20 protein-coding genes are annotated in these 9,767 nt (G+C 67.3%); 16 read left to right on the forward strand and 4 right to left on the reverse strand.

Annotation, left to right across the window (positions count from 1 at the left end):
• Nucleotides 1-79 precede the first annotated feature (79 nt).
• The 3 genes from CQ047_RS18235 to CQ047_RS18245 are packed head-to-tail and all read right to left on the reverse strand — an operon-like array spanning nt 80 to nt 2,026.
• A complete protein-coding gene (locus CQ047_RS18235; protein ID WP_105677438.1) occupies nt 80-1,225 on the reverse strand; it encodes a tyrosine-type recombinase/integrase in 1,146 nt (381 codons plus the stop codon).
• Nucleotides 1,222-1,662, reverse strand: coding sequence for an ImmA/IrrE family metallo-endopeptidase (locus tag CQ047_RS18240; RefSeq protein ID WP_105677439.1), 441 nt, complete (start codon nt 1,660-1,662; stop codon nt 1,222-1,224). Before CQ047_RS18240 ends, CQ047_RS18235 begins: the two co-directional genes overlap by 4 nt.
• Before the next feature lie 25 nt (nt 1,663-1,687).
• Nucleotides 1,688-2,026, reverse strand: a complete 339-nt coding sequence (locus CQ047_RS18245) for a helix-turn-helix transcriptional regulator (protein WP_105677441.1) — start codon at nt 2,024-2,026, stop codon at nt 1,688-1,690.
• Between the two features lie 103 nt (nt 2,027-2,129).
• Here CQ047_RS18245 and CQ047_RS18250 point away from each other — a divergent pair, with 103 nt between their 5' ends.
• The 15 genes from CQ047_RS18250 (at nt 2,130) to CQ047_RS18325 (ending at nt 9,021) form a co-directional block, all read left to right on the forward strand.
• Nucleotides 2,130-2,360 (forward strand): helix-turn-helix domain-containing protein, encoded by a 231-nt coding sequence (locus CQ047_RS18250; protein ID WP_146114400.1) that lies wholly within the window; start codon nt 2,130-2,132, stop codon nt 2,358-2,360.
• Between the two features lie 232 nt (nt 2,361-2,592).
• Nucleotides 2,593-2,877, forward strand: a complete 285-nt coding sequence (locus tag CQ047_RS18260) for a hypothetical protein (RefSeq protein WP_105677447.1) — start codon at nt 2,593-2,595, stop codon at nt 2,875-2,877.
• Nucleotides 2,874-3,107 (forward strand): hypothetical protein, encoded by a 234-nt coding sequence (locus CQ047_RS18265; protein ID WP_105677448.1) that lies wholly within the window; start codon nt 2,874-2,876, stop codon nt 3,105-3,107. Before CQ047_RS18260 ends, CQ047_RS18265 begins: the two co-directional genes overlap by 4 nt.
• Nucleotides 3,104-3,889: a phage antirepressor KilAC domain-containing protein gene (locus CQ047_RS18270; RefSeq protein ID WP_105677449.1), complete on the forward strand. Its 786-nt coding sequence runs from the start codon at nt 3,104-3,106 to the stop codon at nt 3,887-3,889. The genes CQ047_RS18265 and CQ047_RS18270 overlap by 4 nt, the downstream gene beginning before the upstream one ends.
• A 63-nt stretch (nt 3,890-3,952) precedes the next feature.
• A complete protein-coding gene (locus CQ047_RS18275; protein WP_105677451.1) occupies nt 3,953-4,261 on the forward strand; it encodes a hypothetical protein in 309 nt (102 codons plus the stop codon).
• A 2-nt stretch (nt 4,262-4,263) separates the two neighbouring features.
• Entirely contained in the window at nt 4,264-4,707 is a 444-nt protein-coding gene (locus CQ047_RS18280) for a hypothetical protein (RefSeq protein WP_105677452.1), read from the forward strand.
• A gap of 2 nt (nt 4,708-4,709) precedes the next feature.
• Nucleotides 4,710-5,189, forward strand: coding sequence for a hypothetical protein (locus CQ047_RS18285; protein WP_105677453.1), 480 nt, complete (start codon nt 4,710-4,712; stop codon nt 5,187-5,189).
• Nucleotides 5,186-6,175 (forward strand): YqaJ viral recombinase family protein, encoded by a 990-nt coding sequence (locus CQ047_RS18290; protein ID WP_105677455.1) that lies wholly within the window; start codon nt 5,186-5,188, stop codon nt 6,173-6,175. The genes CQ047_RS18285 and CQ047_RS18290 overlap by 4 nt, the downstream gene beginning before the upstream one ends.
• Nucleotides 6,172-6,867 carry a hypothetical protein gene (locus CQ047_RS18295; protein WP_105677456.1) on the forward strand — a complete coding sequence of 232 codons (696 nt, stop codon included), beginning with the start codon at nt 6,172-6,174 and terminating at the stop codon, nt 6,865-6,867. The genes CQ047_RS18290 and CQ047_RS18295 overlap by 4 nt, the downstream gene beginning before the upstream one ends.
• On the forward strand, nt 6,864-7,316 hold the full coding sequence (locus CQ047_RS18300) for a hypothetical protein (protein WP_105677458.1): 453 nt from the start codon (nt 6,864-6,866) through the stop codon (nt 7,314-7,316). The genes CQ047_RS18295 and CQ047_RS18300 overlap by 4 nt, the downstream gene beginning before the upstream one ends.
• Entirely contained in the window at nt 7,316-7,717 is a 402-nt protein-coding gene (locus CQ047_RS18305; protein WP_105677460.1) for a hypothetical protein, read from the forward strand. Before CQ047_RS18300 ends, CQ047_RS18305 begins: the two co-directional genes overlap by 1 nt.
• Before the next feature lie 2 nt (nt 7,718-7,719).
• Nucleotides 7,720-8,172 carry a hypothetical protein gene (locus CQ047_RS18310; protein ID WP_105677462.1) on the forward strand — a complete coding sequence of 151 codons (453 nt, stop codon included), beginning with the start codon at nt 7,720-7,722 and terminating at the stop codon, nt 8,170-8,172.
• Nucleotides 8,169-8,471: a hypothetical protein gene (locus CQ047_RS18315; protein WP_105677464.1), complete on the forward strand. Its 303-nt coding sequence runs from the start codon at nt 8,169-8,171 to the stop codon at nt 8,469-8,471. The genes CQ047_RS18310 and CQ047_RS18315 overlap by 4 nt, the downstream gene beginning before the upstream one ends.
• Nucleotides 8,468-8,710: a hypothetical protein gene (locus tag CQ047_RS18320; protein ID WP_105677465.1), complete on the forward strand. Its 243-nt coding sequence runs from the start codon at nt 8,468-8,470 to the stop codon at nt 8,708-8,710. The genes CQ047_RS18315 and CQ047_RS18320 overlap by 4 nt, the downstream gene beginning before the upstream one ends.
• On the forward strand, nt 8,707-9,021 hold the full coding sequence (locus tag CQ047_RS18325) for a hypothetical protein (protein ID WP_105677467.1): 315 nt from the start codon (nt 8,707-8,709) through the stop codon (nt 9,019-9,021). Before CQ047_RS18320 ends, CQ047_RS18325 begins: the two co-directional genes overlap by 4 nt.
• Here CQ047_RS18325 and CQ047_RS18755 read toward each other — a convergent pair.
• On the reverse strand, nt 8,963-9,289 hold the full coding sequence (locus CQ047_RS18755) for a hypothetical protein (RefSeq protein WP_146114401.1): 327 nt from the start codon (nt 9,287-9,289) through the stop codon (nt 8,963-8,965). The genes CQ047_RS18325 and CQ047_RS18755 overlap by 59 nt on opposite strands.
• 65 nt (nt 9,290-9,354) lie before the next feature.
• On the opposite strand from CQ047_RS18755, the gene CQ047_RS18330 reads away from it, so the two are divergent.
• Nucleotides 9,355-9,767, forward strand: a 413-nt coding sequence (locus tag CQ047_RS18330; protein WP_219844657.1) for a hypothetical protein, incomplete at its 3' end; no start/stop codon positions are given.

Raw genomic sequence — 9,767 nt, forward strand, 5'->3', positions numbered from 1 at the left:
GTTCGAGTCCCGTAGTCGGCTCCGCACACGAAGGCCCGCATCCCCTTGGAAACACTGGGGATGCGGGCCTTTGTCGTATCTAGGCGAGGAGTGCTGCCCACGATTTGCCCACACTCTGCGCGCGGGCGGCGGTCTCAAGGTTCGCCGACACGGCGCTGAGGTCGTCGTCGAACAGGTCGGCGTAGACATCGAGAGTGATCGCGGCCGACTCGTGGCCGAGCATCCGCTGCAGGGCCTTCACGTTCGCGCCGGCGGCGATCGCGAGCGACGCGGCTGTGTGCCGGAGGTCGTGCGCCGTGATCCTCGGGAACTGGTCGTCTCGGGCCTGAACTCGAGAGACCGCGCCCTCGAACCATCCGTTGCCGAAGCGGGGCGGACGGAGGTGGTTCGTCCCGTCTCCGAAGAGGAGATCGTCGGGGCCCTTGCCACGCGAGGCGCGCTCGAGCAGCGGCGCGATGAACTTCGGGAAGGGTACCGATCGGATCTGCCAGGTCTTCGGCGTCCCGACGTGGATCACTCCGTCGACCTGCACGGCGTTCTCCTCGACATGCAGTCGCTGGCGCAGCAGGTTGACGCTGCGAACGCGCAGAGCGGCCGCCTCGCCCCATCGCAGCCCGGTGTAGGCGAGCGTGAGCACGAGCTCGGGGCGCGCCGACTCGGCGGCCAAGGTGTGCACCTGGTCGTGCGTGAGGTAGACGCGCCCAGCCTTGCGCTTCGGCTTGCGTGGCAGGTTCTTCATCCCGCGCGCAGGGTTGCGGGCGATGCGCCGGTCGTCGACGGCGACGTCGAGAACTCCGGCGAGTACACCGAGCGCGCGCAGTGCGACGGTGGCGCTGCGCCCCTTCGTGCCGTCGGGCTTTTCCTGAGTGAGTTCCGTGACCCACGTCCGCACCTCGGACGGCAGGATGCCGCCAACCTCACGCGTGCCCCATTTCGGTTCGACATGCAGTCTCCACGCGATCGGAAGCTGCGCGAATGCCGACGGCTTGAGTGACTTCTTGCCGATGATCCATGTGTCGTACAGCTGCCCGACGGTCACCCGCGCGAGTGCCGGATCGAGATACTCGCCGCGGGCCTTCGATACGGTCACCGATGCGAGGAATAGCTCGGCCGCCTTCTTCGTGCGGAATCCGCGCTTGTCGGTCTGCGACTTGTCGGGCTTCCGGTAGCGCACGCGGTATCGCCTGCCCGCCGCGGTGTCGTACGGGGTGATGGAACCGCTCACGCCGACACCTCGACGCGGTGCGTGAACTGTGCGGTTCCCATGCGCGGGCGGACGTAGGTCGCATGGTCGGTGCGGAGCAACGTTCGCTGGTACACGACCACGAGCTCGTCGGGCACGTTGAGTTCGATCGCCATCGAGGTCACGTGACCGTTTCGGTGTCGCTCGGCGTCGGCGTATGCCTCGGGGGTGATGAGCGTGTGAGCGGCCCAGACGTTCGCGGTGAACTCCTGTCGCTTCCTCATGAGACCGAACTCGGTTGGATGGTGCCCGAGCACGTGATGCCCGATCTCGTGGCACATGACACCACGAAGCACGCGACCGCGCATTCCCGGCGACAGGTCGATGTGGTTGTCGTTGGGCGCGTATCCGCTGCGGTGAGTTCCGCGGCGTTCGCGGACGGTCAGGCCGAGATCGTCGGCGAGCTTCCAGACATCCATGCGGAACCCCCTCGGTAGTGCATGTTCAAGCGTGGTCGTAGTCGGCGTCGTTGCCCTCGGGGAACTCGTTGATCGAGTCGTTCGCGACCAGATCGTAATCCTGCCGCTGACCGGTGACATCAGCAGCAGAGGCGGCGCGTTCGGCAACATCGATGACATCGACCGCCGGGATTCCAAGGGCGCGGCAGAGTGCGAACAGTGCGGGCATGGGGATGTCGCGCTTGTCATTCAGGTAGTTGAGGACGGCGCTCTTCGACAGGCCGGTCTCACGCACGAGCGCGTCGACGGTCTTCTTGATCCGTCCTCGCTGCGCGCGGAGCTCCGCGGCGACTGCTGCGTTGAAGGGGTCTCCGGTGTTTGCCATACGTGAACCTTAACACTGCTCTGTGCACCATTGGTAGTCAAAACGGAAGTTTAGTTTTCAAACGGAGTTGACAGGTGTGCAAACGGAGGCTTACGGTTTCCATATGAACACCACGATCGAAGTTGCGACGCGAATCAAGGCGGCTATCGAAACCGCCGAGCGTACCCCTACATGGGTCGGCCGCAAGGCCGCGATCGCCCTCACCACCTTGAATCGAAAGCTCGACGGCGGCGCAGACTTCACTGTCGGCGAGGTTCACCGCATCGCGGTCGCGCTCCGCGTTCCGACAGCCTCGCTGCTGCCTGATGACTTCTTCGAGCAGGCGGTCGCCTGATGGGGAACGTCACCGCGATGCCGACTCGCTCAGGCGCGGTGTCTTCTGAATGGCTGTCACCGGCCCAGGTGTGCGAGTTCATCCCTGGGATGACGGTCACTCTCCTGCAGCGCATGCGTGACGCCGGAACGGGTCCGCGCTACGCGAAGCCCTCAGTGAAGACGGTTGTGTACGCCCGCTCGGATGTGGACGCGTACCTGCGCTCGACGTTGGTGAACACGAGGGGGCAGTCGTGAATTGGCTCGCCATCGCAGCGAAGTGGTTCGGGCTCGCCCTGGCCGCGCTCTCCTTCGGGTGGACCGTCGGTGGCCATGTCGACCTGGTCAGCCTGGCCGGCGTGATTGGCCTCGTCATCTGGCGGCTCGCGCAGCTGCTCATCGATTTCGGCCGCTGGGGTGCCGGTCTGCCCGCTGGGGAGTCGGGTTCCGCCGGTCGGGGCACCGTGGGGACGGATGCCCCGACCGAGCCGGATCTCAGCCGCCTCGACCGCCTCGACGGAGTGGGGAACGGACGATGAGCGCGCTGATCAAGGGTCGGCGGTACGTCGGAGCGACGACCGGCACTCGGCACGGTGAGCGCTTCTATCGCGACGTCGAGTTCACCGCGTCCCGCGACCAGGAGGTCGAGCCCTTCATTCGCGATCGGGCGAGCACTCCGGACCAGGACCGCGTGTTCCGGGAGTACGACAACTTCGGCTCTGTGCCGATGCTCGTCGTCACAGGTTCGCTGCGCGAGGTGACACCGTGAGCGCGCTCGAGGTGTTCGGCTTCGACGGCGCCGATGTGCGCGTCGTCGTGATCGATGGCATGCCGCGGTTCGTGGCGCGTGACGTCGCGGCCGCGCTCGGCTATGCGGATACGACGAACGCGATCAAGCAGCACTGCCGTGGGGTGGCGGTTCACCACCCCATCGAAGACAGCATGGGGCGCGCGCAGCTCGCCCGTGTCATCGGCGAGCCGGATCTGCTGCGCATGATCGCGGGCAGCCGCCTCCCGTCGGCGGAGCGGTTCGAGCGGTGGGCGTTCGAGGAAGTGCTCCCGCAGGTGGTCCGCACGGGTTCGTACGCGCCGGCGCTGACCGAAGACGAGATCGTGCACCAGGCGCTCGCGATCACCGCGCGCCGAGTCGAGGTGCTCGAGACGCGCGTCGCCGAACTTGAGCCGGTCGCCGCGCACGCCGAGACGTTCCGTCAGGCCGACGGCCTGCGCACGATCGGGGATCTTGCGAACGACTTCAAGGCGCACTGTGCCGAGAAGTTCCCCGGCGTGAAGGTCCGGCACCAGGACGTGTTCGACCACGCGGGCCGCCTCGGCATCATCATCCGCACCGCGTCCGTTCGCCACAACCAGCCGACCGCGCAGGCGATCGAAGCCGGATGGGCGCGCGCGCACCGCACGACGTTCGGCACGAACACCCGCGGCACGCAGACCGCCGTGTCGACCCGCCTCACGCCGAAGGGCGAGGCCCGCCTTTGGGACGGCCTCGCCGCCTGGCTCGGCGCGCACGGCACCCTCGCCATCCCTCACTGACCCCACACACGAAAGCGGGGCGCCCGCTGCAACGGACGCCCCACCAAAACGAAAGGCAAGCACATGCCTCAGACACAGGATACCGACGAGAACGTCGAACCGGTGGACGACTTCGCCCCGATGACCGCCGACATGCACCTCAGCGTCGCAGAGCGCACCGCGCCGGCCATCGTCGGTCCGATCGCGACCGACCGCCGCAGGCTCTGGCCGCTCGAGCCGTGGCGTATGGCGTTCGTCGTCGTCGCGCTCCTCGGTGCGGCCGTCTGCGGTCCGCCCGCAGCTGATCCGAGCACGGGGTTCAACGGCGCCGACCTCGGCGTCCTCATCAGCCTGGCGATTCTCGTCGCCGCATTCATCCCTGGGAAGGACTGAACATGAACGACTGGTATCGCGAAGAACGCCGAGAGGCACGTCGAGTCGGATCGCTCGCGTTCCGATGGGTGCTCGCTCTCATCATCATCAGCCTCGTGATCGGCGCGGGCATGTGGTGGCTGAACGTTGCCACCTCCCATGTGCGCGGACAGGGCGAAGGCGTCGTCCAGCGCAACAGTGCCGAGAACTGGCTCGACGCTCAGGCGAGGTTCGAGGAGAACTACGCCGAGTACGAGTCCACGCTCGTGCGCCTCGACGCCGCCTATACAGCGCACATCGCGGCCCCCGACGACAAGACCCTGCAGCAGACCTACCTCGGCACGATCGGCTACTGCACGTCCCTCGTCGCCGACTACAACGCCGACGCCCGGAACTTCCTTCGCGAGGACTTCCGCGCATCCGACCTTCCCGCGTCCATCGACGCATCCACGTGCACCAAGGAGTAACCATGAACCGCAACAAACTGACCGCCGGCCTCGTCGCCGCTGCGCTGACCGTGTCTCTCGTCGGGTGCGGGGCATCGGGCGATTGGGAGGAGCGGGAGAACCAGCAGGATCAGACCACGCTCGACAACTCGCTCGGGATCCAGAACCTCAAGGAGCGTCTCAAGCGCGAGGAGGATCCGAACGCGATCCGCTACCTGTACCTGATGTCGTTTGGCGACATCATCGGCTACTACGTGACGAAGGGGAAGATCAGCTCCTCCGCCGGTCAGCTGGCTCCCGAGGAGGATCTGATCAAGCCGTGGAACGGCTCGAGTGACCTCTACAACGTCGACTCGGCGAAGGATGACGGCACCTATGGCGTCGGAGATCCGGGGATCTTCTTCTTTACGACCGACGGCGTGATGGTCGAAACGTCGCTCGACTACATCCAGTCGGACGCGCCGCTCGCTATCGATGCACCCCGCCTCGGCGGTGCCGAATGAGCCCGCAGGCCATCGATCACGCCGTGTCCGGTGTCCGCGTCGCTTCGCAAGACAACGAGGTGGAATGGCTCGACGCCCGCGCCGAAGGCGTCACCGCGTCCGAGGTGCCGAAGCTCTCGCCCACGACGTGGAGCAGCATCCTGTCGGAGAAGCTCAACGGCTCGACGTTCCGCGGCACCGTGCATACCGAGCGCGGACACCAACGGGAGCCCGAGGTCCTTGCCGACCTCGAGTGGGCGACCGAGTCGAAGATCTACCCGAACCGGCACGTCTGGGCAGCGGCATCCAACCGCCGCCACCTCGCGACACCCGACGGATTCCAGATCCTCCCCGACGGGCGTATCCGCGGCGCCGAGGTGAAGAGCCACAAGCACGGCTGGACGATGCCGACGCGCGTGATCCCCGCCGATCACTACGACCAGATGCAGTTCGGCATGCACGTGCTCGGCCTCGATGAGTGGCTGTACGGATGGGAGGTAACGGGCGCGGACGGCGGAGCACCGACCGAAGACCCGCAGTTCCGGATCGTCGAGCGCGACCAGGCACGCATCGACGAACTCGTCGCCGCGGCAGATGCCTTCCTCGGATGGATCGATGACGGTGCGCCCGTCGAGCAGATCAGCCCCGAGCTCGAAGCGGCGAAGGTATCGATGATCGCGGCCGAACGCGTCGCGAAGGCGGCGGAAGCGGCGAAGGTCGCAGCGCGTGCAGAGTTCACCGCGCTGCTCGAAGCCGAGTTCCCCGATGCGATGAAGACCGGATGGAAGCACGGCGACGACTCGACCGTGATCCTGGCGCGGCCCGGCCGCCGCGTCGGCATCGACGAGAGCGGATGGGCGGCGGCTGAACCGATCGCATTCGCCGACTTCGACACCACGCGCGCCGCGGTGAAGGCGACGGAAGAGGTCGCGGCGACGCTCTACCCGAAGGTCACCTACGCCAAGCCCGCGCTGCGCATCACCCTCCCGAAGGCGGTGTCGGCATGACCGAGATCACAGAAGAGGCAGTGCAGCAGACATTGCAGGGATACCTCACCATCGCGACGAAGACCGGCGAGCTGCGCGGCGTGAACGTCGAGTTCACAGCCGACGGTGTCACCTGGCACCCGCTGATCTTCGACCTCACCGACGGTGCACACCCGATCGCAGCGCGCGCTCGCGTGCATCGTGCCGGATGGGCTGAGCCGACTCACGCACCTGAGCTGTGGGACGAGGTCGTGCCCGCAGAGGAGGGGTGGCGCTCGCTCTGGCTGGCACGCCCGCACGTGCTGTTCGGCGCACACACGCTCCGCGCCGCACTGCGCCGCACCTTCGCGGACGTGCTCGGCGACCGCCGCGAGCCCGACGACCTCGACGCGCTCCCGGCGCCGTCGGCGCCGACGCCCGCGTCGGATGACGTCGAGGCGATCGACTGGCTCGCCCGCGTGAACGGAGCGACGACCATCGACGAGCTGAACGCGGTGCGGGCCGAAGCCCGGCTCGCGCGCGCTGTCACGCTGCCGCTCAAACAGCGAATGGACGCCAGGCGCGACGAGATCGGCGGCGACGCATGGGCGACGCCGGCGAGCGCCGAGCGGACCCCCGCCACCCCGAAGCGCCGCGAGCCGCAGGACTACCGCCCGTCGGAGAACCGTGCCGCACGCCGCAAGGCATCCCGCAAGAAGGGCGGCCGTCGATGATCCTCGTCGAGACCGCCACGGGTGAGGTCCGCGACCTCGACGCGGAGTGGGAGCAGCTGCGTGACCAGGCGGAGATGCTGCGACCGCGCCGGCCGGACACGCCGCTCGAGTTGGATGCGCTGCTGCGCGACCTCGAAGACATGGGTTTCGCGATCGCAGACTTCCTCCGCGCTGTGAACGATGCCCGGTACGACGCCGAAGTCGAGTACAGCAACGTGCAGAACACCGCGCTCGCGAAGCACGGCGAGACCATCCGATCGGTGACGATCGCGCGAGCGATGTCCGAGCTCGATGCGTCCGACGCGCACGCCGCACTGCTGCACACGAAAGCCGTCTTCCACCACGCCGAGGACATCAATCGCGCACTCGGCCGGAAGCACTTCGGCCTGATGAACACGAACAAGGGCATCCAGGGGATGACCTCGAACTGGCACCGGAGGACACCCTGATGGCGAGCCCGACCGAGAAGACCCGCAAGGGCGTCTACCTCCGCGACGGTCACCGTTGCGTGACGTGCGGCAACCCGACGACCCTCGAATTCCAGCACCGCCGCCGCGTCGGTGCCGGTGGATCGAAGATCCTGCCTGCTCCCGTTGACGGGCTCACTCTCTGCCACAGGCATAACAGGGAGTGCGAGGCAGAGATGCAGACGGAGGCGCTACGGAGCGGCTGGAAGGTGCGCGCGTGGGTGCGTCGCCCCGAGCTCGTGCCGGTGTACTACCCGCTCGACCGGGCCTGGTTCCGACTCGAAGGACTCTTCCGAATCGAGATCTCGCGTGCCGTCGCGATGGAGATGGGCTGCAGCGTCTACGGCGCCGAGTGGCTGGCCTGGCATGAGGTGATCGCATGAACATGGCGACGGACGAGATGCGCGCAAAGCTCGCGTACTCGCGCGATCGGCTCGAGGCGGCACAGCATGCCAAAGAGCAGGCCGAGCGCCTGTCTGGCTCCGCGCACGAGATGGGCGGCGGCATCCCGGGCTTCGGCGGGTCGGGTAATCAGAGGGCCGCAGGTCAGGTTCGCGGTGCCCACGATCGCGCTCACCGTGCCCACCAGGAGGCCGACGAGCGCATCCAGAAGTGGTCGCACCGAGTCGGGTCGCTCGAGCGGCGTATCGCCGAAGCGGAGCGAGTGCACTTCACGCGCGATGACCTGGCCGGCGCTGAGTTCATCCACGACGGGATCTCGTGGCGCCAGGTGCGCAAGGTCAATGCGAAGACCGTGTCCGTTGAGACCGGCTACTCCTGGGTCGACCGGGTTCCCTTCGAGAAGATCCGAAGCGTGCGACCGGAGGTGAAGCGGTGAGCATCATCAGCGAGGCATTCAACGCGTGGCGGGAGTGCCGTGCCGAGTACGACGACACGCTCTATGCGCAGTTCGTCGCCGCGGAGGAGGCTACGCGCGGTGCGATGCTGAACGCTCGCGGCCGCGAGAAGGGTATCGACCCGTCCTCGCTGTTCATGGGGAACGAGCGCCGCGCGCTCGCGTACGCCTCTGAGGAGCTCGTCGAGCACTGGGAGACGCACCCGCGGGTCACGTTCGCGAAGTTCGAGAAGCAGTGGCAGCGCGAACGCGAGGCCGAACTCATCCAGGACGCGGCATGAGCGCCGTGCTCGCCGCGGCGCCAGCAGACGTCGAGGAGAAGGACTGGGCGGCGAACCGCGAGGTCACGCTCGAGCGTCTCCGCATCGTCGACATGGTCCACGAGGGCAAGCCGGCGTGCCGCCTGTGCGGGCAGATCGTGAACCGTCTCGACGCCTTCGGCCTCTGCTCCAAGACGTCCGAACCGCACCGTCAGCGTCGCGGCGACTTCACGCCTGCGAAGAAAGCGAGGAAACGATGACTGCTGAGGGAGACCTCGTCAACCTGATGGTGGCGATCAGTCGGCAGGCCGACCGCGTCGGCGTCGAGCACGCGGAAGTGCACCCGATCGGCGTCGTGGTTCGCATCGCCGATGTGGCGGCATCCGTCGTCGATTGGGCTGGGGCGAAGGGCGCTGCAGACGCGCAGCGCGACGCGACGCTCGGGTTCATCGACCAGACCGTCTACGCGAACGACGACAACCGACCTGACCTGAAGTGGACGAACGCCGAGGTCATGGAACTGCTCGGCGAGATCCGCGGGATGCTCGTCGCCGAGGCGGCGACAGCATGAGCGCGATGCCGAGGTTCGCGATGACGTACGTCGTCTGGCATCCGGAGTCGATGACGTTGAAGATCGGCCGCGCATGGGCGTGGTCGCGGGTGCAGCGGTGGCTCGACCGGGGCTGGTACCCGATCGTCTGCCAGCGCCGCACGGATGCGTCGTGGGAGCGGGAGGCGCTGCGCGTGCTGCGGCGGTGGTTCCCGGCCGCGTTCGAGTCGTGGGCGGATGCCGAGGACGTGCTCGGGCCGGGCGGGAAGGGCTTCACGGAGTGCTTCACCGTGCAGCCGGAGGATCTGAATTTCGCTCTCGACAGGTGCATCGAGGGCTTCGCGAGAGGGAACGATGTCGACCAAGCAACGCATGATCAGCCCCGCCGACTTCGAGACGCTGGCGCACGTGCCGGACGTCGCGAAGCCCTCGGCGATGTGGCTGTGGCTGAACCTCGACCCGCTGGGTCGGGGGCTACTGAACCCGGCGCGGATCTCGGCGCTGATGTACCCGACGCTCGATCTGACGCCGGACGAGGTGTTCGAGCACCTGGTCGTGCTGACGGAGTCGGGCTTCCTGACGACGTATCTCGCACCGGATCCGGACTCGCGGGAGACCGTCGAGTGGATCCTGCTGCTGCACCCGCTGAAGGTCGACCTTCGCGGCACGAAGATCAGCACGCCGGAGCCGCCGCAGGCTCTCCATGGAAGCTCCATGGCTATGGGTGGGGGCGGGCGCGCGAGGGCGCGGGGGAGCGCGCCCGCCCC

This window comes from Microbacterium sp. MYb72 (assembly GCF_002979415.1).
Classification (GTDB): Bacteria; Actinomycetota; Actinomycetes; order Actinomycetales; family Microbacteriaceae; genus Microbacterium; species Microbacterium natoriense.

What these genes read in the sequence shown, in the direction of transcription:
- CQ047_RS18320 (WP_105677465.1), top strand. Translation starts at nt 8,468, where the DNA reads ATGAGCGCCGTGCTCGCCGCGGCGCCAGCAGACGTCGAGGAGAAGGAC.
- CQ047_RS18300 (WP_105677458.1), top strand. Translation starts at nt 6,864, where the DNA reads ATGATCCTCGTCGAGACCGCCACGGGTGAGGTCCGCGACCTCGACGCG.
- CQ047_RS18290 (WP_105677455.1), top strand. Translation starts at nt 5,186, where the DNA reads ATGAGCCCGCAGGCCATCGATCACGCCGTGTCCGGTGTCCGCGTCGCT.
- CQ047_RS18285 (WP_105677453.1), top strand. Translation starts at nt 4,710, where the DNA reads ATGAACCGCAACAAACTGACCGCCGGCCTCGTCGCCGCTGCGCTGACC.
- CQ047_RS18245 (WP_105677441.1), bottom strand. Translation starts at nt 2,026, where the DNA reads ATGGCAAACACCGGAGACCCCTTCAACGCAGCAGTCGCCGCGGAGCTC.
- CQ047_RS18265 (WP_105677448.1), top strand. Translation starts at nt 2,874, where the DNA reads ATGAGCGCGCTGATCAAGGGTCGGCGGTACGTCGGAGCGACGACCGGC.
- CQ047_RS18305 (WP_105677460.1), top strand. Translation starts at nt 7,316, where the DNA reads ATGGCGAGCCCGACCGAGAAGACCCGCAAGGGCGTCTACCTCCGCGAC.
- CQ047_RS18280 (WP_105677452.1), top strand. Translation starts at nt 4,264, where the DNA reads ATGAACGACTGGTATCGCGAAGAACGCCGAGAGGCACGTCGAGTCGGA.
- CQ047_RS18240 (WP_105677439.1), bottom strand. Translation starts at nt 1,662, where the DNA reads ATGGATGTCTGGAAGCTCGCCGACGATCTCGGCCTGACCGTCCGCGAA.
- CQ047_RS18295 (WP_105677456.1), top strand. Translation starts at nt 6,172, where the DNA reads ATGACCGAGATCACAGAAGAGGCAGTGCAGCAGACATTGCAGGGATAC.
- CQ047_RS18250 (WP_146114400.1), top strand. Translation starts at nt 2,130, where the DNA reads ATGAACACCACGATCGAAGTTGCGACGCGAATCAAGGCGGCTATCGAA.
- CQ047_RS18310 (WP_105677462.1), top strand. Translation starts at nt 7,720, where the DNA reads ATGGCGACGGACGAGATGCGCGCAAAGCTCGCGTACTCGCGCGATCGG.
- CQ047_RS18325 (WP_105677467.1), top strand. Translation starts at nt 8,707, where the DNA reads ATGACTGCTGAGGGAGACCTCGTCAACCTGATGGTGGCGATCAGTCGG.
- CQ047_RS18275 (WP_105677451.1), top strand. Translation starts at nt 3,953, where the DNA reads ATGCCTCAGACACAGGATACCGACGAGAACGTCGAACCGGTGGACGAC.